General features: G+C 56.1%; 18 protein-coding genes, 1 tRNA gene and 4 pseudogenes. 14 read left to right on the top strand and 9 right to left on the bottom strand.

The genetic code is table 11. The annotated features are described in order from the left end of the window. Positions 1–24: 24 nt before the first annotated feature. A complete protein-coding gene (locus tag AACY49_RS03340) occupies positions 25–387 on the top strand; it encodes a Mor transcription activator family protein (protein WP_339521603.1) in 363 nt (120 codons plus the stop codon). Between the two features lie 160 nt (positions 388–547). On the opposite strand, the pseudogene AACY49_RS03335 reads toward AACY49_RS03340, so the two are convergent. Further along, positions 548–865 (bottom strand): annotated as a pseudogene (locus AACY49_RS03335) (ABC transporter permease subunit); the annotation flags it as partial. Positions 866–1,192: 327 nt separating this feature from the next. On the opposite strand from AACY49_RS03335, the gene AACY49_RS03330 reads away from it, so the two are divergent. Beyond that, positions 1,193–1,432, top strand: a complete 240-nt coding sequence (locus AACY49_RS03330) for a hypothetical protein (protein WP_339521602.1) — start codon at positions 1,193–1,195, stop codon at positions 1,430–1,432. Between the two features lie 30 nt (positions 1,433–1,462). Here the strand turns inward: AACY49_RS03330 and AACY49_RS03325 are convergent, their stop codons facing one another. After that, positions 1,463–1,675 (bottom strand): DoxX family protein, encoded by a 213-nt coding sequence (locus AACY49_RS03325; protein WP_258700337.1) that lies wholly within the window; start codon positions 1,673–1,675, stop codon positions 1,463–1,465. Between the two features lie 37 nt (positions 1,676–1,712). Beyond that, positions 1,713–1,844, bottom strand: coding sequence for a hypothetical protein (locus AACY49_RS03320; protein WP_258700336.1), 132 nt, complete (start codon positions 1,842–1,844; stop codon positions 1,713–1,715). Between the two features lie 584 nt (positions 1,845–2,428). Between AACY49_RS03320 and AACY49_RS03315 the strand changes: the two genes are divergently transcribed. Further along, positions 2,429–3,622, top strand: coding sequence for a methyl-accepting chemotaxis protein (locus AACY49_RS03315; RefSeq protein WP_339521601.1), 1,194 nt, complete (start codon positions 2,429–2,431; stop codon positions 3,620–3,622). Beyond that, the gene (locus AACY49_RS03310) at positions 3,619–4,266 is read left to right on the top strand and encodes a hypothetical protein (protein WP_339521600.1); all 648 of its coding nucleotides are present in this window, start codon (positions 3,619–3,621) and stop codon (positions 4,264–4,266) included. The genes AACY49_RS03315 and AACY49_RS03310 overlap by 4 nt, the downstream gene beginning before the upstream one ends. A gap of 120 nt (positions 4,267–4,386) precedes the next feature. Here the strand turns inward: AACY49_RS03310 and AACY49_RS03305 are convergent, their stop codons facing one another. After that, complete coding sequence (locus AACY49_RS03305; RefSeq protein WP_339521599.1) at positions 4,387–5,022, bottom strand: FMN-binding negative transcriptional regulator; 636 nt, start codon at positions 5,020–5,022, stop codon at positions 4,387–4,389. 169 nt (positions 5,023–5,191) lie between these two features. On the opposite strand from AACY49_RS03305, the gene pdxR reads away from it, so the two are divergent. Next, a complete protein-coding gene (gene pdxR, locus AACY49_RS03300) occupies positions 5,192–6,691 on the top strand; it encodes a MocR-like pyridoxine biosynthesis transcription factor PdxR (protein WP_339521883.1) in 1,500 nt (499 codons plus the stop codon). Positions 6,692–6,816: 125 nt separating this feature from the next. Next, entirely contained in the window at positions 6,817–8,817 is a 2,001-nt protein-coding gene (locus tag AACY49_RS03295; RefSeq protein ID WP_258700330.1) for a peptidase U32 family protein, read from the top strand. A gap of 174 nt (positions 8,818–8,991) precedes the next feature. Here the strand turns inward: AACY49_RS03295 and AACY49_RS03290 are convergent. Continuing rightward, a tRNA-Gln gene (locus AACY49_RS03290) sits at positions 8,992–9,066 on the bottom strand. Between the two features lie 330 nt (positions 9,067–9,396). Here AACY49_RS03290 and AACY49_RS03285 point away from each other — a divergent pair. The 4 genes and pseudogenes from AACY49_RS03285 to AACY49_RS03270 form a co-directional block, all read left to right on the top strand. Next, positions 9,397–9,849 (top strand): annotated as a pseudogene (locus AACY49_RS03285) (CapA family protein); the annotation flags it as partial. A gap of 334 nt (positions 9,850–10,183) precedes the next feature. Next, entirely contained in the window at positions 10,184–11,923 is a 1,740-nt protein-coding gene (locus AACY49_RS03280) for a dipeptidase (protein WP_339521598.1), read from the top strand. Between the two features lie 154 nt (positions 11,924–12,077). Then, positions 12,078–14,069 carry a metallophosphoesterase gene (locus tag AACY49_RS03275; protein WP_339521597.1) on the top strand — a complete coding sequence of 664 codons (1,992 nt, stop codon included), beginning with the start codon at positions 12,078–12,080 and terminating at the stop codon, positions 14,067–14,069. A gap of 290 nt (positions 14,070–14,359) precedes the next feature. Then, a pseudogene (locus tag AACY49_RS03270) lies at positions 14,360–14,653 on the top strand (DUF5801 repeats-in-toxin domain-containing protein); the annotation flags it as partial. 148 nt (positions 14,654–14,801) lie between these two features. Here the strand turns inward: AACY49_RS03270 and AACY49_RS03265 are convergent. Next, complete coding sequence (locus AACY49_RS03265) at positions 14,802–15,233, bottom strand: Lrp/AsnC family transcriptional regulator (RefSeq protein ID WP_309475880.1); 432 nt, start codon at positions 15,231–15,233, stop codon at positions 14,802–14,804. Between the two features lie 202 nt (positions 15,234–15,435). Here AACY49_RS03265 and AACY49_RS03260 point away from each other — a divergent pair, with 202 nt between their 5' ends. The 4 genes from AACY49_RS03260 (at position 15,436) to AACY49_RS03245 (ending at position 20,201) form a co-directional block, all read left to right on the top strand. Beyond that, complete coding sequence (locus AACY49_RS03260; RefSeq protein ID WP_339521596.1) at positions 15,436–16,149, top strand: YczE/YyaS/YitT family protein; 714 nt, start codon at positions 15,436–15,438, stop codon at positions 16,147–16,149. A 107-nt stretch (positions 16,150–16,256) separates the two neighbouring features. After that, complete coding sequence (gene amrS, locus AACY49_RS03255; protein WP_258700323.1) at positions 16,257–17,741, top strand: AmmeMemoRadiSam system radical SAM enzyme; 1,485 nt, start codon at positions 16,257–16,259, stop codon at positions 17,739–17,741. After that, complete coding sequence (locus AACY49_RS03250) at positions 17,738–18,862, top strand: trans-sulfuration enzyme family protein (protein WP_320394255.1); 1,125 nt, start codon at positions 17,738–17,740, stop codon at positions 18,860–18,862. The genes amrS and AACY49_RS03250 overlap by 4 nt, the downstream gene beginning before the upstream one ends. 82 nt (positions 18,863–18,944) lie before the next feature. Further along, positions 18,945–20,201: an aminotransferase-like domain-containing protein gene (locus AACY49_RS03245; protein ID WP_339521595.1), complete on the top strand. Its 1,257-nt coding sequence runs from the start codon at positions 18,945–18,947 to the stop codon at positions 20,199–20,201. A gap of 82 nt (positions 20,202–20,283) precedes the next feature. Here AACY49_RS03245 and AACY49_RS03240 read toward each other — a convergent pair whose 3' ends face one another. From AACY49_RS03240 to AACY49_RS03230, 3 genes and pseudogenes are all read right to left on the bottom strand, one after another. Beyond that, on the bottom strand, positions 20,284–20,916 hold the full coding sequence (locus tag AACY49_RS03240; protein WP_339521594.1) for a LysE family translocator: 633 nt from the start codon (positions 20,914–20,916) through the stop codon (positions 20,284–20,286). 274 nt (positions 20,917–21,190) lie between these two features. Continuing rightward, entirely contained in the window at positions 21,191–22,063 is an 873-nt protein-coding gene (locus AACY49_RS03235) for a DNA/RNA non-specific endonuclease (RefSeq protein WP_258700320.1), read from the bottom strand. A 227-nt stretch (positions 22,064–22,290) separates the two neighbouring features. Beyond that, a pseudogene (locus AACY49_RS03230) lies at positions 22,291–23,130 on the bottom strand (GlxA family transcriptional regulator); the annotation flags it as partial. Positions 23,131–23,269: the final 139 nt, after the last annotated feature.

The raw sequence follows: 23,269 nt of genomic DNA, 5'->3' as shown, positions 1-23,269 counted from the left end.
CCTTGATGCTGCGGCGGTGGATGTATGAGTGACTTCCGAAGCAAGGGGCCGGAGCTGCTGATTGATCTGACTGAGCATGTGGCGGCGGCACTCAAGGAGTTGGTGTCGATGGAGGAAGCGGCTGCCCGTCATGTGGCCCAGGAGGTCGCCGACCGTATGGCGGCGCATTGGGGTGGGCAGAATGTCTATTTTCCAATGGGGCTGGCGGGTAAGTTGAGTCGGCGGGATCGGTTGATCTATGAGGAATTCAACGGCACCAACCAGAGCGACCTAGCGCGTAAGTGGGGGGTATCGCTTCAGTGGATCTATAAAATCGTGAAGGCGGTCCGAAAGGATGAGATAGCGCGTCGTCAGGTCGATCTGTTTGCCCCGTCAGTTGATGACTGAACGGGGCGTTTTTCTGTTGCGTGGGCTGCAACTCTATTGCACAGGGTGTCCCAATTTGTGCCAGCCTATCCCGGAATGGACCGGAGTTATCTCGCTTATTGGGTGGGATTTATCTCAAGCCTGAACAATCGAAACCGACGGCAACAAAGGCCCGCCACCCGCCAAGACCACCCGCCCCCACCAGACCTGCCAGCACCACCATCGCCAAAGACATGAGGATGCATTGGTTCAACCCGACCAACAGCGTGGGTGCGGCCGTCGGCAGCTCGACTTTGAACAGAATGTCCCTTGGCGAAGCTCCGGACGCCTGGACTAACTCGAGCAGATCTTTGGGCAGTTGCTTGAAGGCAAGGGTCGTCAATCTGAGCATCGGTGGAATGCCGTACACAATCGTCGCAATCATTGCTGGCACGCGCCCCAGGCTGAAGAGAATCACGGCAGGGGTCAGGTAAACCCAAGGCGGCACCGTCTGCATGATTCATTTGGTTATTTATTCAAAAAACGACGTAGTCGCTTATAGGAAAGAACAGGGTCGCTTCTGGAATGCTATTTCCTAGATCAATCCCTAATAAAGCTTATTACCAAGCGCACCTGTGTTCAGGCCGGTTGGCCGGGGACGACATCCCTGGGAACGGTTGCGACATCCCAGTGAGGCAATAGAGAGGCCTTCCAAAAAGCGCAAACCGTTGAGCCGCGTCGTAAAGGATGAAAATCGTGGGTTTCCTGACCTGAACACCGGCAAAAAATCTCGAACTCAATCCATACCGCTGTTATCCAATGTGTAGGTCAACGGAGGTAAATCGATATGAACAACGATGGCAGTGTTGACGACGTCAAACCAGGAATAACCACGAACGCCCCGTCCACCGATACGTCTGGTAAACCTGTCGATGTGGTCGAAAGAGATCTTGAGGACAGCGACAGTGACGCCGACGGTGCAGATCCAGCCAATACGCCCGCTTCGACTCAAACCCAGGAGCAGGAGGCTGAGGAAATCCGTCGAAAAATAGCTGAGATAGAACGGAAGGTGGCGGATGGTAACTAGCAAGTTCCTGGCAGCTACCTGGGGGCGGTTTTACAGTTGCCGCCCTTTCTCTTGACTGGATCGGGTATTGCCCCCCCAAAAACGCAGAGCTTTGAGCGCCAGCAGAATCGCGGTGATCAGTTCAAGTGAGCCGGTCAAATAGTGGAACCAGCCCGGATATCCCCAGCGCGCATAGTCGGTGGCGATCTGTCCGGAGACAAAGATCTTGCCTATGACGCCGATCAGAAAGAACGCCGCCAACACCAGGCCAGAAAGGCCTTCCAGGAAAATTCAGGCAGTTTCATAGCGAGTCCTTTTTGAGCTGTGTGCCGTGGAGGAAAGTGAAGACCGCGTTGTTGACGATGACTTCAATCTGGTCACCCGGCAGCGGTTGTGGGTCGAGACCGGCGAGCGCCTGCAGTTGGGCTTCCACATTGATGTCGCCTGATACACCGTTTTCGCGAGCAAGCCCGCTCCCACAGATTCCGCACCTTAACAGACGGGCATTGGACACTGTGCCAGACCTTTTTACCTTACGGAATTTCGGTTCAGGCGGCCTGCACCCGGATCAAAGAACCCCGGCCTTGATTGGCTCGAACCAGAACGGAGCACTGCAACTCTACAACTCCCGCGCCTGGTGCATTGATCGCCTTTTCTGCCTTCGCAGCCAGCGAAGTAAAAATCAGAATCAGGCCGGGAGAAAACAGATAGGCCTGCCCCTGATACCAGTCAGTTAAGGTGCAGAACCTGTGGGAGCGGGCTTGCTCGCGAAGAGGGAGTGTCAGTCGACTAATGTTGCCTGACACACCACCTTCGCGAGCGCGCCCGCTCCCACAGGGTTTGCGTTTAACTGACTGGCATAGGCTGGCAAACAACTTGCTTAGGTCTTGTCAGGCTTGAACCATCAACGACGATGGCTTCGCAAACATCACGGACAACGGCGTCCGCTCCCCTGCACATTGCGGCAGGTGAGCGTGCGCCGTTTTTGCTTTCACCCCGGCATAAAAGGAAATCCTCATGTCTGCTCAAGGAATGCTCCCCCCGGGTCATGCCATCGCTAATCTGCGCAGCGATGGCGGCAAGTCGCACCTGGCCGGCACAACATTCACCAAGGCATTGCTCGAACCTGGCATGGCCCTGCTCGAACGCAGCAAGCTCGGCTTCTGGCTACCGCTCGGATTGGCCCTGGGTGCCTGTGGTCTCGCGCTGGCCGAACAGCCCGCAAGCGCACTGGCCCTGATACCCGGCGTCCTCTACCTGGGCTGCGCCTGGCACCTGCGTGAGCGCCATCAACGCCATCTACAGACATTCTGGGACACTGAACTGGCACAGCTGCTACGCAACTCCCGGGATGCCGACCCGGCGACGTTACTGGTGGCCGCCAGCATGCAACTGCGCAACAACGAACGCCTGCGCAGCGAGGTACAGTTCGCCAGCCGTGCCCTGGAGCAGATGGCCCAGCAGGCCCGCGATCAGGGTGAAGAGCAGAGCCAACGAATCGCCATGATCGCTGCCGCCAGCGAGCAGATCGATCAGACCCTGCACAGCATCGATGCCTTGGCCCAAGGTGCGCTGGCGGCCTTTGCCAACGCCCATGCCCAGAGCGAAGCCGGTTGTCTGGAGGCGCGTTCAGTGGGTGGCAGCATGCTCACCATTCAGCACAGTCTGGGCAATACCGCACAGGCCGTGGAAGCGTTGCTGCAACGCACGACCGCAGTGGAAAGCACCGTCAATAGCATCCAGGCACTGGCCAGGCAGACCCAGTTGCTGGCGCTCAACGCCTCCATCGAGGCTGCCCGCGCTGGCGAGCACGGTCGCGGTTTTGCCGTGGTCGCCGAGGAGGTCCGCAGCCTGGCCCAGGCCACCGACCGGGCCACCAACGAAATCACCACGGCCGCGACGGCGATCGCCGATGCCGTGCGCCAGGTAGATGGCGAGGTCAAAGAACACCGTGACCTGCTGAGAACCGGCAGCCAGCAGAGCGAGCACCTGGCCGCCAACCTCGACGACCTGGCTCGACAAAGCCAGACCAATCTGCAACACCTCAGCGCCATGCAACAGGCGCTCAGCGAGCACCAGCAAGCCAATCATGCCCTCAGCGAACAGTTGCAACAGGTCAATGGGGCGGTGCAGCAGCAGAGCACGCAGACCCATGCGCTGCACGACCTGACCCGCTATCTCAACCAGCTCACTGTCGGAAACCGCCCATGAATCAACAACTCGCCACCGCACTCGAGGGTAGGCAACCCCGACGAATTCTTCTGCCACAGAGTGACATGGGGCTGAGGCAGGCTCTCTTGCTGGGCCTCGACCTGCTGCAAGGTCTGCAGCAACATCGCGGTCTCGGCGGACAGATCACCCGCGAGGCACAACAGCGGTGCCAGTCACTGGGTCAGGCGCTCGACCAACGCTGGAGAGAGTGGCCGTATTGCGCACAGTGCCAGGCCTGGAGCGCATTACGCCGTAATCCAGCGGATTTCGATGGCCATTGCCGGTTACTGCAAGACCTGCTCGGCGCCATCCAGCACCTCGAACTGCAGCGCTGCGCGCTCAATCTGCAGCCCCCGAGCATCGCCGAGCGCTGTTGGGAGCTGGAAGACCTGGGGCGACTGCGTGGCCTGTCGGTGCGCGCCGCTGCCCATCAGAGTTGCCCATTGGAAATGCTGGTTCAATTGCAGTACCTGCACGAACGCTTGCTCAGGCATGCCCCCCGCTCGTTGCACAACGCTCTCGAACGGCTGCAACGCTGCCTGATCGGCACAACGACAGTGTCCATCGCCCCGGCGGAGTGCTACGCCCTCCTCACCCCCTTACTCGACGAACGCCTCGACGCGATCCGTCGGGATCTGGACTGAGGCTTATCTCCATTCGACTTCGCAACGGTGCAGAGGAGAGCCGTTTCAGTTCACCTCGCACCGGCCTTGCTTCAAACAAAGACAGAGGTATCTCACACCGTTGCTCAACGCCAGCTCACCTCAGAGTCTGGCATCGAGGCCAGCGAGCATTGCCTCCCCTAACGCTATTTTCCCGCTGTCTTTCAACGCCTGACCGGCACCGCGGATGTCTCTCGCTTCCTTGTTCTGACCCAACTTGAATTTACCGACCAATCGAGTGATCTCGATCTCTACCCCAACGATCGCTTTAAGCATCGAGGCGATATAGTCCTTGGGCGCATCCGTCATTTTCCATGGTTCAGGCTGGGACGACTCGTGGGTTCGGGTCAGGAGCGCCACCAATCCACGAACGTAGCGTTCATCATCCCGGATGGTGATCCTCCCGTGCGCGTGCACCACCTTATAGTTCCAGGTCGGAACCTGCTTGTGGGCTTCGTGCTTGCTCGGATACCAGGTGGGCGAGATGTAAGCTTCAGCGCCACGAAAAACCACCAGCACTTCGTCCCCGTCCTTCACGTCTTGCCAGACCGGATTGGCTCGCGCTACGTGAGCATGGAGAACGCCGAACTGCCCTTCCGAAGCCTTCAACTCGAAAGGGATGTGGTTAGCATCCAGCCCGCTTTCGCCGTTGGTAAAAAGAATGCCAAGCGGGTTCTGAACCATCAGTTCATGAAGGGCTTCGGCCCGGGGCTCATCGAAATGGGCAGGTACGTACATATCAACTCCATCAATCGTCCAAGGGGTGGGGACATCGCAGAACAGCTAAGGAAACACTCGCCTTTTGCGAACGTCTCGGCAGTGGTGATGTGGCCTTCCTATAAATTGTGTTGGTTAACTGGCTCATGTTATAGAGCCAATATCCAACATAATTACTGAGCCAGAATTGATGGCACGAAAAGCGAACGTTGTTGAAATTCCATCGTTAGGCACGCTGGATCGAACCGCAGGTCAGTTAGGACGACAACTGGCTCAAGCGCTTCGGTCTGCGATCCGCAGGGGCGACGTCAAACCAGGTGAACCCCTGCCATCGACGCGCATTCTCGCCAAATCGCTGATGATTGCCCGAGGCACCGTTATCGAGGCCTTTGAGCAGTTGATCGCCGAGGGCTTCCTGGAATCCCGAGGTAGAGCGGGTACGCGGGTTGCCCGCTCTTTGGTAGACGCGGCGCCAACCAGCAAACCGGAAGACAGCCTGGCTGGAACAAGGTCGTGGACTCCCTCTGCGCGAATCGAAAGGTTCGCTCAGGTGGCCCGGCAATTTGGAGCGGCTCCCCAGATTCCGTTTTCGGTCTCCGTCCCGACTGGAAAAGCGGCGCCTGACGATATTTGGCGTCGCCTTGGCAATCGTATAAGGGCGCGCGGGCCCGGAGCTCCATCGGGGTACGGTGATCCACAGGGCGCTCTCGAGTTACGGGAAGCGGTAGCGGATTACGTACGCAAGTCACGATCTGTCCGGTGTGAAGCGAGCCAGGTCATCATCACATCCGGCACGCAACAAGGCCTGTACCTGGCGTGCCAGGTGCTGCTCGATGTTGGGGATTTTGCGTGGGTGGAGGATCCGGCCTACCGGGGTATCACCGGGATTCTGGAAAGCGCGGGCCATACGAATCAAATGATCCGCGTCCCTGTCGATTCCGAGGGTTTGAATGTTGAACGTGGAATAGAGCAATGCCCCCAGGCACGGGCAGCCTTCGTGACCTCTTCACACCAATATCCGCTCGGCATGCCGATGAGCATGGCCCGGCGCGAGGCCCTGTTGTCATGGGCCAGGGCCTGCGATGCCTGGATCGTAGAGGACGATTATGATGGTGAGTTGCGCTATGCGGGCCACCCTTTTCCATCCCTGCAGGGGCTGGACCCCGACCGCGTTATCTATTTGGGGACGTTCAGCAAAATACTGTTCCCATCGTTACGACTCGGCTACGCAATCGTTCCGCCTTACCTGGTGCAAGCCTTCTGTGGTGCAAGGGTTCTGATGGATCGGCATCCCGCCAACGCCGATCAGCATGTTCTCGCGGCATTCATCGCAGAAGGACATCTGGATCGACACATCCGGCGAATCCGCGGCGTGTACGCGGACATCCACAGGCAAATAATCGAGGCGGTTGCGAGGCTGATTCCTCGCGAATTGGCATGGCTGGAACCGAGCGATCAGGGCATGCATTTGGTGCTTTGGCTGGCAGAGGGTATCGACGATCAGTGGGTCGCCACCAAAGCCTTCGAAGTTCACGTATCGGTACGTGCAGTGTCCCCAATGTATGCCGGTGGCCATGGTCGTTCGGGGCTGATTTTGGGCTTGGGTGGTTTCAGTGCCGAGGAGATCGAGTCCGCCACCAGACGCCTTGCGCATGTCATCGCGCTGGCTGCGCAGCCCCCTGCTGGATGATTTTGCGCCCTGTGCCCCGCAGCCCCGCCCGGCAAACAGGCGCCATCGGGCACCACACGGGTGCCGGTCAAGCGTTTCGCCGCTACAATGCGCACCTTGACCGTGACAAGCCAGACTAAAAAAACATGTCCCTACCCAAACATCACCTTGAACTGCTCAGCCCCGCCCGTGACGTGGCCATCGCTCGCGAGGCCATCCTGCATGGCGCCGACGCCGTGTACATCGGCGGCCCGAGCTTCGGCGCCCGGCACAACGCCTGTAACGAGGTGAGCGATATCGCCCAATTGGTGGAATTCGCCCGTCGCTATCACGCCCGGGTGTTCACCACCATCAACACAATCCTGCACGACAACGAGCTGGAGCCGGCGCGCAAGCTGATCCACCAGTTGTACGACGCCGGCGTCGATGCGCTGATCGTCCAGGATCTGGGCGTGATGGAGCTGGACATTCCGCCGATCGAGCTGCACGCCAGCACCCAGACCGACATCCGCACCCTGGCACGGGCGAAGTTCCTCGATCAGGCCGGTTTCTCGCAACTGGTGCTGGCCCGCGAGCTGAACCTCCAGGAGATCCGCGCCATTGCCGACGAGACCGATGCGGCCATCGAGTTCTTTATCCACGGCGCGCTGTGCGTGGCGTTCTCCGGCCAATGCAACATCTCCCATGCGCAGACCGGTCGCAGCGCCAACCGTGGCGATTGCTCCCAGGCTTGCCGCCTGCCGTACACCCTCAAGGACGAAAAAGGCGGTGTGATCGCCTACGAAAAACACCTGCTGTCGATGAAGGACAACAACCAGAGCGCCAACATCCGCGCCCTGGTGGAAGCCGGCGTACGCTCGTTCAAGATCGAGGGGCGCTACAAGGACATGGGCTATGTGAAGAACATCACCGCCTACTATCGCCAGCGCCTGGACGACGTCCTCGAAGACCGTCCGGACCTGGCCCGCGCTTCCAGCGGCCGCACCGCGCACTTCTTCGTGCCCGACCCGGAAAAGACCTTCCACCGCGGCAGCACCGACTACTTCGTCAGCGACCGCAAGATCGACATCGGCGCCTTCGACACACCCACCTTCACCGGCCTGCCCGTGGGCGTGGTGGAGAAAGTCGGCAAGCGCGACTTGCTGGTGGTCACCCACGAACCGCTGTCCAACGGCGACGGCCTCAATGTGCTGGTCAAACGCGAGGTGGTGGGCTGGCGCACCAACATCGCCGAGCCCAAGGGCGAGTTCATCGATGACGGTGAAAAGCGCTACCGCTACCGTGTCGAGCCCAACGAAATGCCAAAGGGGCTGCACCAGCTGCGGCCGAACCATCCGCTGAGCCGCAACCTCGACCACAACTGGCAACAGGCCCTGATCAAGACCTCCGCCGAGCGCCGGGTGGGTCTTGCCTGGGTCGCTCGCCTGCGCGAGGATCGCCTGGAACTGACCGCCACCAGCGAGGAAGGTGTCAGCGCCAGCGTCGCCCTGGACGGCCCATTCGGTCTGGCCAACAAGCCGGAACAGGCCCTGGAGCAACTGCACGACCTGCTCGGCCAACTGGGCACCACGCAGTACCACGCCACGGCTATCGAGCTGGATGCACCGCAGGCGTATTTCGTCCCCAACTCGCAGCTCAAGACCTTGCGCCGCGAAGTCATCGAAGCGCTGACCGCGGCCCGCATCCAAGCCCACCCTCGGGGTGGTCGCAAGGCCGAGACCGATCCGCCACCGGTGTATCCGGAGTCGCACCTGTCGTTCCTGGCCAACGTCTACAACCAGAAAGCCCGCGACTTCTATCACCGTCACGGTGTCAAGCTGATCGACGCGGCCTATGAGGCTCACGAGGAGACCGGCGAAGTGCCGGTGATGATCACCAAGCACTGCCTGCGCTTCTCCTTCAACCTCTGCCCCAAGCAGGCCAAGGGCGTCACCGGCGTACGCACCAAGGTCGCGCCGATGCAACTGGTGCACGGTGACGAGGTACTGACGCTGAAGTTCGACTGCAAGCCCTGCGAGATGCACGTGATCGGCAAGATGAAGGGGCACATCCTTGGCCTGCCACAACCGGGCAGCGCGGTGCAGCAAGTTGTCGGCCACATCAGCCCTGAAGACCTGCTCAAGACCATCCCTCGCGCGCCCCACTGAGTGACGGGCGAGCGCGCCGCTACGGCGTCGCGCTCGCTACGCTCTCATGTCGGCTGAATGAGCGACACAAAAAAACGCCAAGCCGGATCGGCGTTGGCGTTTCTCGTAAAGACAACCATCCCGGAGCTGCGCAATACCTGCAGGCTAAGTCATATCGGGATGGATGTAAGAAAATGGCAGGGGCGGCTGGATTCGAACCAACGCATGGCAGGATCAAAACCTGCTGCCTTACCGCTTGGCGACGCCCCTGTATCTGTTGCGACGAGTGCCCGGCACTCTCTTTCTGATTGTGCAGCTTGCGAGCAATATCGAGCTGCTGCGTCCCTGCGCTGCAAGCCCTGTAAGGACCTCTGCAAGAACGCGCGGAAATTTATCAACTTTCGTTGCGTCTGGGAAGACCAAAAATAAACTAATTTGTTTTAAAACAGATATTTACTGTTGATCCAGGCTATTCGGGACATCCGGAGGGTGCCATGGCAGCTGTTACCGATACCCTGAAGTTGTTTCTCGCCGGCGACGTCATGACCGCCCGCGGCATCGACTCGGTACTGCCGCATCCTGGCGATCCACGGCTTTACGAAGCCTGCGTCAAGGGTGGTCGCCTCCATTCACTGGGGTGGCAACTGGGGGTTCGATATCCCGCGCGAGCAAGTCCGGTTCGCCCATGCCTTGATCGACGAGGCCGGAGTTGACGTGGTGCACGGGCATTCCTCGCACCACGTCAAGGGCATCGAGGTGTACCGCGAACGCCTGATTCTCTATGGCTGCGGTGATCTGCTGAACGATTACGAAGGCATCGAGGGCCACTCAACCTATCGCGGCGACCTGGGGCTTCTGTACTTTGCCTCGTTGGCCCCGGACGGGCACCTGCAGACGCTGGAGCTGATACCCACCCGCCTCTGCCGCTTTCGCCTCTGTCGCGCCGAAGGGGATGACCGTCAATGGCTGCACGACACCCTTTCTCGCGAGTGCGCACGCTTGGGCAGCAGCCTCCGGCCGGGTGCGAAAAATGCCTTTGAGTTGCGTTGGTAGGTGCCTACCTTTGTGGCGAGCGAGCTTGCTCGCGTTGGGCAGCGTAGCGGCCCCAAAAATCTGATAACAATCACCGATTTTTGTGAGTGCTACGCACTCAAGCGGGAGCAAGCTCCCTCGCCACAGGTTTCTCACTGACTCAAGACTCTATTAAATGAGCAGCATCGGGGAACCTTCCCGGTTTTTTCATTTCTGCGTCGCTTTTGCATTTCTGTGCGACAGATCGCACTTCATGGACTCCCGTACCACTCCCTCTTGGTGTTAGTTTGGAAAAGTTTCTGACTAATCAATCAGATATTTCTTACCAACCACCTGCAAAGGAATGCCCCCAGCAATGGATTTCTCACTCAAGCACTTGGCCGCGACAACCCTGATGCTGGCCAGCCTTTCGTCGTTCACCACGTCAGCACATGCCAACATCACCCCGCAACAGAGCGCGACCATCCTCAAGACCTTCAGCGATGCATCGGTAACGGATTTCAGGCAGTTCCTGGGACGCCTGGCCAAGAGCGAGCTTGCCAAAACCGGCGACCTCGGCCCGGCAATCAGTGCTTTCCAGGGCAACAAGCCCCTTTCCGCTGAACAGCAAAACGAGATCCATCGCCTGCTCGGCCTCTATGCGCGGGTGAAGTACGGCAACGCTGCCACCGAGACCCTGCGCGAGCTGGTGGCCATCCCGACCTTCCGCGTGGACGGCGTGGCCCAGCACGACAATCCCGAATTCATCAAGATCGCCGACAAGCTCAAGGGCCTTGCCCAGGCCTTTAACCTGAACTTTCGCAACATCGACAATCGCGTCTATGAAATCTCCCTGGAAGGCAGTGGCGATGAAGTCGTGGGCATTCACGCCCATGCCGATGTGGTGCCCGTGACTCCAGAGAACTGGGTCCTGAAAGACGGCACCCGCCTCGATCCGTTCAAAGTCACCCAGGTCGGCGACCGTATGTATGGCCGAGGCACCGAGGATGACAAGAACGGCATCGTGGTTGCGCTCTACGCCATGAAGATCATCAAGGAAGAGAAGCTGCCGCTGGCTCGCCATTTCAAGCTGCTGGTAGACACCACCGAAGAAACCACCGGCGACGCCATCCCCTATTACTTCGAACACAACCCGACACCCAACTACAACCTGGCGCTGGATGGCGGCTACCCAGTGGTGATTGCCGAGAAAGGCTACGGCACCATCATGGCGAACTTTGCCCGGCGTAGCGGTCAGGGCAAGGGTGCCGAAATCACCTCAATGACCGGTGGCCTGGCAACCAATCAGATTCCGTCGACGTCGGTCGCTACCCTTGTGACTGACAAGCCCGCCGAATTGGCCGCCAGCCTGCAGAAGGCTGGCACCGATTATGCCAAGCGCAATGGCGGCGACTTCGACGTGACCGCCAAGGTCGTTGGCAAGGACGTCAAGCTCACGGTCACCGGCGTTTCTGCCCACTCCTCCGAGCCCGAGTCAGGCATCAACCCGGTGGCACGGATGCTGGGCTTCATCAACAGCCTCGACGGCAAGGTCGCGCTCAAGCACAACCACATGACCGACGCCGCCCGCTACGCCGTCGACAACTGGGGGTTGGACTACCTGGGGGGCAAGTTGGGGGTCGGTTTTTCCGATGCCTTCATGGGCCCGCTGACCACCTCCCTGACCTACGTCGGGATGGATGAAAAAGCCTTCAAGCTCGCGGTCAACCTGCGCGTGCCGAAGGGCAAGTCCCCGGAAGCGCTCAAGGCCGAAATCGCCAAGAAGCTGGCCGCCTGGAGCGAGAAGACTCACATTGCAGTGGCCTTCGACTACTCGATCGCCGAGCCGATGTACCGCAACCCTGAGGGTGAATGGGTCAAGGCGCTGTTGGCGGTGGCCAGCGAGAACCTTGGCATGGAGCACAAGTTCGGCACCTCGGCTGGCGCCACTTCGGTCCATGAGCTGCCCAACGGCGTGCAGTTCGGTTTGGCCAGGCCCGAGCTCAAGTACACCGGCCACAACGACAACGAGTTCAAGACCGTCGACCAGTTCCTGCTGGACCTGCAGATCGTGACCGAGATGATGGGTCGCATCGGGCAGTTGCCGACACTCTGATCCCCCTTCCGGACCCGCCATTCTGGCGGGTCCATCGTTTTGATCGTCTTGCCATGAACCGGCGGCTCTCGCATAACTGGCCTATTCTGAATCAGCCGACAAGGCGTAAAACCCTTCCGGCGTACCGGACTCTTACCGCAATGGAGGCTAAGCGATGAAGGAGCAATCGATTGAGTTCCGCCCTGGAGATGAGCACTTGGGTGAGGGACACTTTGAAGAGGGGCACTCTGCGCTCCTCGCCATGACCCACACCCCCCAATCTTCCACGACTAATAGCCGCATCGAGCTTTACACCCAGGAGTCGATGGTCAACTGGCTAGGCCCGTTTCAGCTCATGCGCACGGGCTTGCAATCGGCCGCGGCCACCACCATGGGTGCCTTCGCGGACCCACGCGATGTGCTGGCCCTGCTCAACCCTCGGGACGCTAACCCGCCCATCCAGGTGGCTGCCGACGGTGACGTGTGGGTCGACTATCTGGCCGATACCGGCGATGGCTGGGACTCCACCTATTCCATGGCGCTGTGCGTCAGCCAGGATGTCAAGTTGCCGGAGCTCACGCTGCCGCGCGGCGACGTGCTGCTGCTCGGCGGCGATCAGGTCTACCCCACACCGGCCCAATCCGGCTATCGCACCCGCTTCCTCGATCCCTTCCGCGCTGCCTTTCCCGCGCCGGTCCCCAAGGTTCGCCCGAATGAGCAGGACCAGCCCGTGCCGCAGCCAGGTGCACCGTGGATGGTGGCGACGCCCGGCAACCACGATTGGTATGACGGCCTGCGCGGTTTCTCTCAACTGTTTTGCGAGCAGAAGCCCATCGGCGGCTGGGAAACCCGTCAACACACCAGTTACTACGTGCTGCAACTGCCCAATGGCTGGTGGATCTGGGGCCTGGACCTGCAATTGGAGTCGATGATCGACCGACAGCAGAAGCAGTACTTCGAAGAGATGCGCGCCAAACTGCAGCCAGGCGACCGCGTGATCCTCTGCACACCCGAGCCGAGCTGGGTGGATGAGGCCGAACGTCTCGCACGCGTGGGGCGCAAGACCCTGCCCTCGATCGAGACCCAGACCTTGCGCTTCAGCAGTCTGCGCGAGATCGAACAGCTCTTGGGTGACCACTTGGCGGTGGTCCTGGCCGGGGACACGCACCACTACGCGCGCTACCAGCCAAAAGCCGGCAGCCAAGCACCGCAGCGCATCACCTGCGGAGGTGGTGGCGCCTTCCTGCATGGCACTCATCAACTTCCAGATCCGCCCGAACCGATCAGTGTCGGCGGAACGCCACAGCACTACGAGCTGGCGGCATCCTACCCGGACAAAAAGACCTCCGAACAGCTGCGTAATCGGGCATGGCGACTACCCACCCACAACCTCTCGTTCTGCGGCATGCTGGCCATCATGTACTTGCTGTTCGACTGGATGGTAGAAAGCGCCAGCAAGGTGCCCCACCCGGCGCGCGATAACCGCAGCCTGGTCGAGGTATTGTCTGGCCTCGAAGTATCTATTCCCAACCTGCGCGAGGTATGGCGACAGTTGGTCCTGGTCCTGGCACACAGTCCTTCTTCGGTGATGTTTGCCGTGACCATTGTGCTGGGCTGCGCAGTGCTCTCAGCCGCCGGGGTCAAACGTACCCGAAAGCTTGCCTATGGCATCGGGGCCGTTCACGGCTTGCTTCACCTGGGACTGGCGATCGGGCTGCTATGGCTCATGGGCCGTATCAACATCCACTACTTGCAGTTCGAGGTAGAAAACCTGTTCCAGGTCTTGTTGTTCCTGGTGGGGACGCTGGTGCTCGGCGGCAGTTTGGGAGGCCTGCTATTCGGTGCCTGGATGGTCATGGCCAACACTTTATGGGGGCTGCATAGTGAGGTGGTTTTTTCCTCGCAACGCATCGCCGACCACAAATGCTTCCTGCGCATGCACTTCAACGGAGACCAACTCACCCTTTACCCGCTCAAATTGGAGAAGGTCTGCCGGCGCTGGTCTGTGGCGTCGGGAGTTGCCAAACTGGCGAAGGTGCAGCGCACCTGGAGGTTGCGGGCAACGCCTGAAAGCACTGGCCCGCGCTTCGTGCCAACCTCGGGCGAACTTGAACTGCAGCTGATCGAGCCGCCCATCGTGATTCGGCGTGGAGGAACCAGCTCATAAGTTCGCCTGCCTCAACGAACAAGGGTTGGAATTGAATGACCCTGGCGGCATGCCATTGTCATTACGCGACGCTGGCCGACCCGCCGCACACCCGAATCAAACCCGGCCGCCTGAGCTGACTCAAACTCAGCTCGACGCGCTGGCGGTTAAAGTCCGGGCGGCCTGTCCTTATTCACAATCGAAATATGCGGTGCCGCGCTTTCGCGTCCTCATCCCCTTTCCTCCTCCCACGTAGTCTGAAACTCCCACCCCGTCTGGGAGTTTCGGCCGATGCGCAATCCCCGGCGCTTATCCATAGTTGCGACCAAAGGTCAATGCCTTTACGTTTTAAACCGGAGCCGACGTTGACAGTAGACAAAACGGTGCTGACGACTGACGCCACCCAGAACTTCGCCGCCAACTTCAGCTCGGCGTTTGGCGCCGATGGCGCGGGTACGCTGACCTATGCACTGGGCGTGGTGGCCGGTGGCTCCGGGCTGACCGACACGGCCACCGGTGAGGCAGTCAACCTGTCGCTCAACGGCGCCGTAGTCGAAGGCCGCACGGCGACAACCAACCTGCTGGTGTTCACGGTCAGCGTCGCCGACTCCGCGCTTCACCTCTCGAGAGCCCTCTTCGATTTGTGTCTGCTTTCTATAGATCGTGACAATTCGCAGTCCGCCTACCTATTGATGAACATACCGAGATATGACGGTACCCAAAAACAGAAGAGCCGCAGCGCAACGTAGAGGCTCAAGGGGCAAGCTTTCTTCTCTCGATAGGGACTGACAAAACAATGCTTGTACGTGTCTCACCGTACGCGTTGATCCTCGCAATGACATTCTCAAGATCGGCCATTGACTTGGCATAGATCCTGATAAGGTAGGAGTCGTTACCTGTGATATGCAGGCACTCGACGACTTCGGGTATGTCATTGAGCGTCGCTATCAATTTGGATTTCGCCGGCTTGAGGGTGGTGATACCGACAACAGCAGATATGCCGAACCCTAGCTTGGTTGGATCTAACTGAGCGCTATAACCCTTGATGACCCCTGAGTCTTCGAGCTTTCGCAACCTATCAGTGGTGGCGGGAATAGAAAGACCAGCGTGCCTGGACAGCTCGGTGATGGAAATGCGACCACAGTCCTGCACTTTTCCCAAGATTTTTATGTCTATACGGTCCATGTACGCTCCCCCCAGCAAAAAAGTATAAATTTTAATGAAAAACATGTGTTTTTCATTAAAAAAATAATGCACCAAAATAAAGCGCGGTGCTAGTCTATTTACAGCTCGACAAGCCTAAGAAGAACCCAAGCAATCAATAGCCCTTAATCTTTAGCGTTACGCACTGCATAATAAAATATTTCTCTCCAGGAATCGTGTTCGCATGGAAGATGAAAAAATAAAGTGTGAAAAAAAACCCTACCTATCATTCGCCAAACATATTGGAACGCAAGTCCTAGCTCTTCGTAGATTCAAGTTGGATCAGTTCTTTATGTATCTGGCTGGAGTCACTCTTTTCTCAGTGGGTGCCAAGTTTTTCATTGTCAGTCAACTGGGAACTGATCCTTTAGATGTCCTGATCATCTCGATAGATAAAATACTCCTGCTCGGAATGGGCGTTTGTTCGGGTATTGTTTCTATATCCTTTCTGCTGTGGTGGATGCTCTGGAACAAAAAATATCCTCCGATAAGCCCATTTATTACAACCACGCTCACCGGTCTGCTGATTGACCTCTGGTCCGTGCTGGGGCTTGGAGAGTATTTGATTGTCAGAGTGAATGAATACACGATATTGGCGACAGGGTTGATCTTGTGTGCTTATTCATCGGCACTGATTATCATGAGTGGTATTGGTATCAGAATCATGGACCTTGTAGTGCTGACCATGGTTTCCAAATGGGATTGGTCATTCACCAAAGCCAAAATGATAATTGAAATTGGCATCTTTTCGACCGGGTGGCTTTTAGGAGGGCCGTTCGGGGTGGGAACCATTGCATTCTTGTTGGTTATAGGTCCTCTTATACAGCCATTCATGAATATGAATGCCAGGCGCTTTTCACTTAAGAATTATGGATTGAACAGCGCTTCTTCTGCCTAGCAACAACTACGAAAGGAACCGCTGCCACTGTGCTGCAGGATTTTTTTCGCCTCGACTATTTTGACCGATGAAATATTGACAGCAACTTCCGTGATGAGGAGTGAGAGATGGACAATACAAAAAATAAAAACTGGACCTTACAAAGCATGCCCGCGAAGCTGGAAGAAATACTCCCGGACGGCAATGTAAAGTGCCACCTTTCCCCCCGAAACTGCGTCATACAGGAGGGCAAGGTAGGTTTTTGCAAGGTGCGTGGGAACAGAGGCGGTCGGTTAGTTACATTGAATTATGGCAAAGGCGTTCACAGCACCGAAGAAACTATTGAAACCGAGGCTGTGTTCCACTTTGCTCCCGGTGAACGAATCCTTTCCTTAGGAAATATCGGCTGCATGCTCAACTGCGGCTACTGTCACAACTGGAAGACCTCTCAGGCCAAGTATGTAACAGACAAAGATGTTTACTACTACACACCTGAGCAAGTTGTGGAAACTGCGCTGAAGCATGGTATACGCGTCATTTCCTGGACTTATAACGACCCAGTTGTCTGGCATGAATTTATCCTCGACACGGCAAAGCTGGCAAAGGAAGCGGGCTTAATCAATTTATATAAATCGGCATTTTTCATCAGCGAAGAAGCCATTGACGAACTATTGCCGGTCATTGATATATTCTCAATTTCACTAAAATCCATTTCCCCTGAATACTACCGAAAAGTCACAACTGGCTGGGTAGAGCCCGTTCTGGCGGGCATCAAGAAAGTATACGATGCTGGCAAATATGTTGAAGTCAGTACCTTGATGGTTACCGACATCAGTGACGATGAGGATACCGCCAGGAAAATTAGCCAGTGGGTACTGGATGAACTGGGCCCGAATGTACCGCTCCACTTTGTAAGGTTTCACCCCGATTATAAAATGAGCAATAGCATCAGAACCCCTGTGGATAGACTCCTGAAAGCTCGGGACATCGCTCGAAGCATGGGGGTTGAGCATGTTTATCTGGGTAACGTGAACGATGTCGAGGGCACCAATACCAGCTGCAACAATTGTAACGCCCTACTCGTTACCCGCTACGGTTTGAACGCTGAAATAATCGGATTGGATAACAACGGTTGCTGCACTCGGTGCGGGCACGATGCACATTTCAAACTACTTGGCGAACACAAAGCGACCAACCCTGTTGAACTGCGAGAGGATGCGCTGACCTCTTACGAAAAGCGAAAGTTCGAGTGGCATGGGGACATCGTGTCGCTGCACGCCCAAGTGCTGAATACCGAAGACTTTGAGCAGACCGTCTACCTGCGGCGCAACTATACCGACGGACTCAACAGTGATTGGAAATCACTGACATTGCGGCCGTATGAAAGCTATCGATTCATTATCGCCAAGGCACGAATTGATGAATCAGGCCCTGAGGTCTGGCTTCCCAAGGGGGTGAACTCAAATCTTCATGAAGTATTCGACAGGGCTCACTTCCCAACCGAGTCGATTGAAGAGATTGGCATTTCGCAAAATGACATCACCCCGACAATTGGTTATGAGGGCAAGCAGAACATGTATGAACAGGTTATCAAACTGGTCAGCAAGTCATGAATGTGTCCACTGAAATACTGCACATCAGGGTCGATGACCGAGAGGCCCATCCATCAGTGACGCCAATTTATCAGTGCAGCGCGTTTAGCGCTGACTCGGCGTTCTTCTACTCGAGAAAAGCCAACCCCAATGTGACTGAGCTGGAACAGGTTGTCGCATCCCTGGAAGGCAGTGAATACGCCTTGGCCTACAGCACCGGAATGAGTGCCATCTACATGGTTTTGGAGTTGCTGAAACCTGGTGCGTCATTGGTGATCAACAAATATATCTATGGCTGCTCTTATAAACTGTTTCAGCGCTATGCCGCACGTATCGGTGCGGAGCTGACGATTCTGGATCTCACCACGGAAAGTGGATTGAAGGCGTTGCCACCGAATGTGGACATGGTTATTTTCGAAACGCCGACCAATCCCTTCCTGAAAGATATCGATATTCATGCGGTCAGCAGAGCGGTTAAGCAAAACAACCCACAGGCCCTGGTAGTCGTTGATAACACATGGGCCACTCCGATATTTCAAAAGCCTCTAAACTTTGGCGCCGATATTTCTCTGTACAGTGCAACGAAGTATTTCTCCGGGCACAGCGATGTCATGGGCGGACTGGTTCTTGTCAACAGTGAAACTATTTATAAGCGTCTCCTCGAAGGTCGCTTTTATTCAGGCTCAATATTAGCCCCTCACAGCGCGTGGCTGCTTCGCAGAAGCATGCAGACGTTTAATCTGCGCATGGAGAGACACAGCAGCACAACCTCCAGCATGCTCAACTACCTGCGGGAACTGCCCTTTATTGAGCATGTTTATTATCCGCAAGTCGATGGCAAACAATTGACAGGTTATGGTGGCATTGTGTTTGTTGATATTCGGCCAGATCTGGTTCCCTTCTACAAGACCTTCACCAGCGCCCTCAAATGGTTTGGAACGGGCACGGGAATGGCCTGTGTTACGTCGATGGTTGCGCAACCCTTTAGTGGAAGCCATGCCTCGATGACCGAGCAGGAAAAAGCGGATATGGGGATTGAAAAGGGATTGGTTCGATTATGTTTTGGCTTAGAGGCCCTTGAGGATCTTAAAGAGGATCTGCTTCAAGCCTTCGAAGCCATGGAAAATATGGTTGATCAATAAGACGCTCTTAAACCTGTGTAGCGGATGTTAATCATAAACAGCGAGCCTTCAACGGCTCGTTGTTTTTTAGGGAGAAGCGAGTGTGTCCAGTGCATTCGAAAAAACAATATTCGAAGACCCTACTCTGAACGTTATCCATCTTCTAAACTCGATTTCCAATGAGAATCCAGAGGCTATTTCTCTGGCTTCCGGTCGACCTGATGACGAGCAATGCGACCCATCCCTCATCGATAAGGGGCTGGCCAGCTACATACGATACGTCGCCGATACCGAACAATCAGTTGCAACATTACTTTGCCAATATGGAAAAACCGCCGGAATTATCAATGAGATAATTGCCGAACACTTGCAGAGGGATGAAGGGATAAAGATTTTGAACCCTGAAAGCATTGTCGTGTGCATGGGGTTTCAAGAAGCCGCCACCTTGACATTGTTATCCATCTTTGAAGAAGGTGGTATTTTATTAGTGCCAGACCCTGTATTTTCCGGGATCACGGGTATTGCGAAATTATTAAAAATAAAAATTGTACCTGTTCCCATGAACACCTTTCTCGATCCATCTGCCCTGCGCAAGGTAGCTGAAGATCTTGAGGCCAGGGGAGAAAATATAAAAGCGCTGTACGCGATTTCAGATTTTAGTAACCCTACTGGTGACAGCCTTTCCTATGAAGACAGGAAGGCGTTGCTCGCCTTGGCCAATGAAAAGAATTTTTTTATCCTGGAGGACAATGCCTACAGCTACTTCAGGTACGAGGGAGATAAAATTCCTTCGATGAAGTCGATCGACAACCGTCGAGTCTTTCTTCTTGGCTCTTTTTCAAAGTCGATTTTTCCGGGATTACGCATGGGCTATCTAGTCGCTCCGGAGGGCGCTGGGGTGATGTCCTTTAGCAGCAGATTGTGTAAAGCCAAAAGCTTGATCACGGTCAATACACCTGCCCTGTGTCAAGCGGTTGTCGGAGGCTTGCTGATAAAGAACAATTATTCTTTGAAAGCGCTGAACCAGCCAAGGGTGCTGTCTTACACGAAGAAACGAAACTGTATGATTGACTGCCTTGAACGCGAATTCCCGCTCAAGGCTGATTCTCGAAAAAATGTCACCTGGAACCATCCGGCAGGAGGCTTTTTCATTAATGTCCAGCTGCCTTTCAGCTTTGAGTATTTTGAAATGTGCGAGTGCGCCAAACATTTCAAGGTTATCGTATTCCCCACGTCCTTGTTTTCACTGACGAATGAGGCTGTTACTCAGGTCAGGTTGTCGTTTAGTAATGCGACAGAATCAGAAATCAAACAAGCGATAGGCCGCCTCAGGGCATACATTGAATTTAGAATGCAGTAAAACATCCCCATGGGGCCGTAGGGAATTGATGCCAAGGCTTATTCATCAGTCAATGAGAGATAAGCCTTGTATTACTTGCGGCTTAGGCTCCTGTGGCGAGTATAACGCCAGTGGCTACCTGGTAGGCACCCAGAATGGTTATGGTTGCCCCGGAAAAATAGTTGATCAACTTAATCTTTGATTGGGCAATCCGAGCCTTGAACATGGAGGAGAATCCGCTCAACCCCAACCACCAGACAGCCGAGCCCAGGAATATACCTGTCACCATGGGCAGCACTGAGTGCTGACTGCTTTGATCGCTGACCATGCCGTCACTCAGGGCGGCAAATATCGCGATAAACGATAAGATGGTCATGGGGTTCGACAGCGTCAAAAACAATGTGGTCGAGTAGGCTTTGAACATGTTGGCTCGTTCACCCGCCAAGGCTGTCGTGCTCCCCTTTGATCTTATTGTTTGATAACCAATGTACGCGAGGAATATCCCTCCCAAAATACACAACCATGGCTTAAAGCTAATGAGTGTCGCTATGATAGCTGTGATTCCCAGCGCACCGACAAACCCATAGATCGAATCGGCTGTTGCCGCCCCCAATCCCGTCGCGAAGCCTGCTCTCCATCCGAGCATAAGACTCCTCTGTATGCACAACAGCCCAATGGGTCCTACAGGGGCCGCAATACAAAGCCCAATGACCATTGACTTAACGAAAATCAACATAGATGCACCTCCGAAATGGATACTGGAAGATTAGGGGAAGTGCATTTTTTTATAAATTAATTATTAATTTTCACACAAGCATTTCCGATAAATTTGCATGAAGTATTCTTGTTTTCCCTTCATTATTAAGGCACGGCGGTACCCTGGCCTTCGGGCAAAACCGGCCAACGCAACCTGTTCGTCTAGCCTGCCACTCATGGTTGCTTGAACGTTATCCGCGAATGAAACACCCCATCGGATGCACCTAGCCTTTGGGGTGCCATTCATCAAGCCATCAAGAGCGCCCTATGGAACCTGTGACCGGCAGATTTCCCAGCAGTTTGAGCCCGGTACTCTTCACGAAAGTGTCATAGTCCATCGGTCTCTCGATACGGGTTTCAGCGTTGGGCAGTACATAGGCCCAGGCACGCTTGGACGATGCGTCGTAAACCAGCTTGAACAGACGGGTCGGCACCCAGACCTTGTTGTCGCCGATGGTGGCGTGGCCTGAGTCAAAGAGCGGGCCGGTAAAGACAAAAACATTGCCATCGGCTCGCTTGGCAAACTTTCTGACATCCGACTCAACCTTACTCCAGATCTTCCGGTTGTTGGTTGGGTCTTGCGGCACCATGTTCGACAGTGCAAAGGATTGGGCCATTGCATTGGGGTTTGGTGCATCGGCCGCCGGGGATTGATGACCACGGTCCACGGCCGGATGTTGGCTACGGTAGTCGCTCAACTCTGCCCGTCCACTCTTTGGGATGCGTGGGTCCGGGTAGAACTGATTGGTGCGCTCCTCCCCTTTGGCATCCTGCAACTGGGCCGCATTAAGGCGTTCGACCACTACCAGCGGCGTCTTACTGGTTTGCGAGTACAGCACCGCGAAGTTGTCGGAACACAGGGCCAAGGGTTTCATTGTGGCAGGCACAGTGGCCGTGTTGATCGGTTTCGCTGCAGGGAACAGTTCTGCGCAGCCGTCAAACGATGCCTGTTTCTGTTTGTTTGAATAGAGTTCCAGAGCCGCGTTCTGGCTGATCGAGCCCGAGTGGGACGCTTGTTGCTGATGCTGGGTGGGGGGCTTGATGAAATCCAGCAGACTGCGGGCTTCTGCCCCGGTCGAGAGCAAAACAAGGGCCGATAGCCCAACTGCAATTTTGCGTAGGTGCATGCTTTTAATCTTCGAATTGGATTGAGGGGTAAACGTACGGCGAGCCCCGATTCACGGAGCCCGGAACTCGGAGCCGGGTGGAGGCGCTTGCTGATTAGATTGCGGGGAGCATGCTGTCACTGTCCTTAATCAAAATGCCGATGCGGATCCGGTCGGCTCCGAGCAGTCCGACCGCTGACGGTCGTGCGGGATTTATTGACCATTACAAGTCACATTAGTGCTGCGGCCTAAGCAGGTTCGTTAACTGGTGCGAAACGTTGTGCGTACTCCTTTGGACTCACCCCCATGCGTCGCACGAAGGCTTTTCTGAGCACGTCGACACTGTGGTAGCCGCATCGGCGCGCTACCTCCTCCATCGACCGCCTTCCCAGCTCTATTTGCCGACAGGCCGCTTCGACCCGGACGTCCTCGACGTACTTGGCAGGCGTTGTCTTGAATTCCCTCTGAAACATGCGAATCAAGGCCCTCACACTGGTGGCGAGCCTGTCTGCAAGTATCTCGACCGTCAGCTCCGAATGTAGATGTTCACTGATCCAGACGCATAACTCATCCAGGTTCGAACCTGTCGCATGCTGCGACTGGAGTGCGACGCTGAACTGTGCCTGACCGCCTGGGCGTCGCAGAAACAGAACCAGATTTTTCGCGATCTCCAAGGCGGTGTCGTCACCCAGGTCTTCGCTGACCAATGCGAGCGCAAGATCGATTCCCGCCGATATGCCTGCCGAGGTGTACAGGTTGCCGTCCTTGCCCCAAATCGGATTGGGATCCACCTGCACGTTGGGATAGCGCTCGGCCAGGCTGCGTGCCATCCGCCAGTGGGTCGTTGCCTTTCGACCATCCAAAAGTCCTGATTCGGCCAAGGCGAAGGCCCCGACACAGATCGAGCACACACGCCTGACATTGCTGGCACGCGTGCGGTTCCACTCGATGGCCGTCTGATCCAGCTGATCCATGGCTTTCCAGCCCGACGTCACGATCAACGTGTCGATGGCCTTGTTTTCAAGACGCTCCTGTTCAAGCGTCTTGTGCGCCACGAGTGCGATGCCGGTGCTGCCAGCAGCCTCTTCCAGACTTCTTCTACTCCGCACCCCAGAGGCCCGACAACTCCGACGCCCGTGACTACCATTCGCTTTTAACCTTCGAGACTAATCATTGGACCCTCTTCATTTTTCAGTCGACGCCCACTAAAAGCAGCAAGCTATGGCC

Origin of the sequence: Pseudomonas sp. EL_65y_Pfl2_R96, from assembly GCF_963970905.1 — a bacterium.
In the GTDB taxonomy this organism is placed as follows: domain Bacteria; phylum Pseudomonadota; class Gammaproteobacteria; order Pseudomonadales; family Pseudomonadaceae; genus Aquipseudomonas.
This window is presented reverse-complemented; position numbering and strand designations above follow the sequence as displayed.

Excerpts from the sequence above, each read along its gene's own strand:
- AACY49_RS03250 (WP_320394255.1), top strand. The coding sequence starts at position 17,738 with ATGAATGTGTCCACTGAAATACTGCACATCAGGGTCGATGACCGAGAG.
- AACY49_RS03305 (WP_339521599.1), bottom strand. The coding sequence starts at position 5,022 with ATGTACGTACCTGCCCATTTCGATGAGCCCCGGGCCGAAGCCCTTCAT.
- amrS (WP_258700323.1), top strand. The coding sequence starts at position 16,257 with ATGGACAATACAAAAAATAAAAACTGGACCTTACAAAGCATGCCCGCG.
- AACY49_RS03235 (WP_258700320.1), bottom strand. The coding sequence starts at position 22,063 with ATGCACCTACGCAAAATTGCAGTTGGGCTATCGGCCCTTGTTTTGCTC.
- AACY49_RS03330 (WP_339521602.1), top strand. The coding sequence starts at position 1,193 with ATGAACAACGATGGCAGTGTTGACGACGTCAAACCAGGAATAACCACG.
- AACY49_RS03275 (WP_339521597.1), top strand. The coding sequence starts at position 12,078 with ATGAAGGAGCAATCGATTGAGTTCCGCCCTGGAGATGAGCACTTGGGT.
- pdxR (WP_339521883.1), top strand. The coding sequence starts at position 5,192 with ATGGCACGAAAAGCGAACGTTGTTGAAATTCCATCGTTAGGCACGCTG.
- AACY49_RS03265 (WP_309475880.1), bottom strand. The coding sequence starts at position 15,233 with ATGGACCGTATAGACATAAAAATCTTGGGAAAAGTGCAGGACTGTGGT.
- AACY49_RS03310 (WP_339521600.1), top strand. The coding sequence starts at position 3,619 with ATGAATCAACAACTCGCCACCGCACTCGAGGGTAGGCAACCCCGACGA.
- AACY49_RS03295 (WP_258700330.1), top strand. The coding sequence starts at position 6,817 with ATGTCCCTACCCAAACATCACCTTGAACTGCTCAGCCCCGCCCGTGAC.
- AACY49_RS03240 (WP_339521594.1), bottom strand. The coding sequence starts at position 20,916 with ATGTTGATTTTCGTTAAGTCAATGGTCATTGGGCTTTGTATTGCGGCC.
- AACY49_RS03340 (WP_339521603.1), top strand. The coding sequence starts at position 25 with ATGAGTGACTTCCGAAGCAAGGGGCCGGAGCTGCTGATTGATCTGACT.
- AACY49_RS03315 (WP_339521601.1), top strand. The coding sequence starts at position 2,429 with ATGTCTGCTCAAGGAATGCTCCCCCCGGGTCATGCCATCGCTAATCTG.
- AACY49_RS03280 (WP_339521598.1), top strand. The coding sequence starts at position 10,184 with ATGGATTTCTCACTCAAGCACTTGGCCGCGACAACCCTGATGCTGGCC.
- AACY49_RS03260 (WP_339521596.1), top strand. The coding sequence starts at position 15,436 with ATGGAAGATGAAAAAATAAAGTGTGAAAAAAAACCCTACCTATCATTC.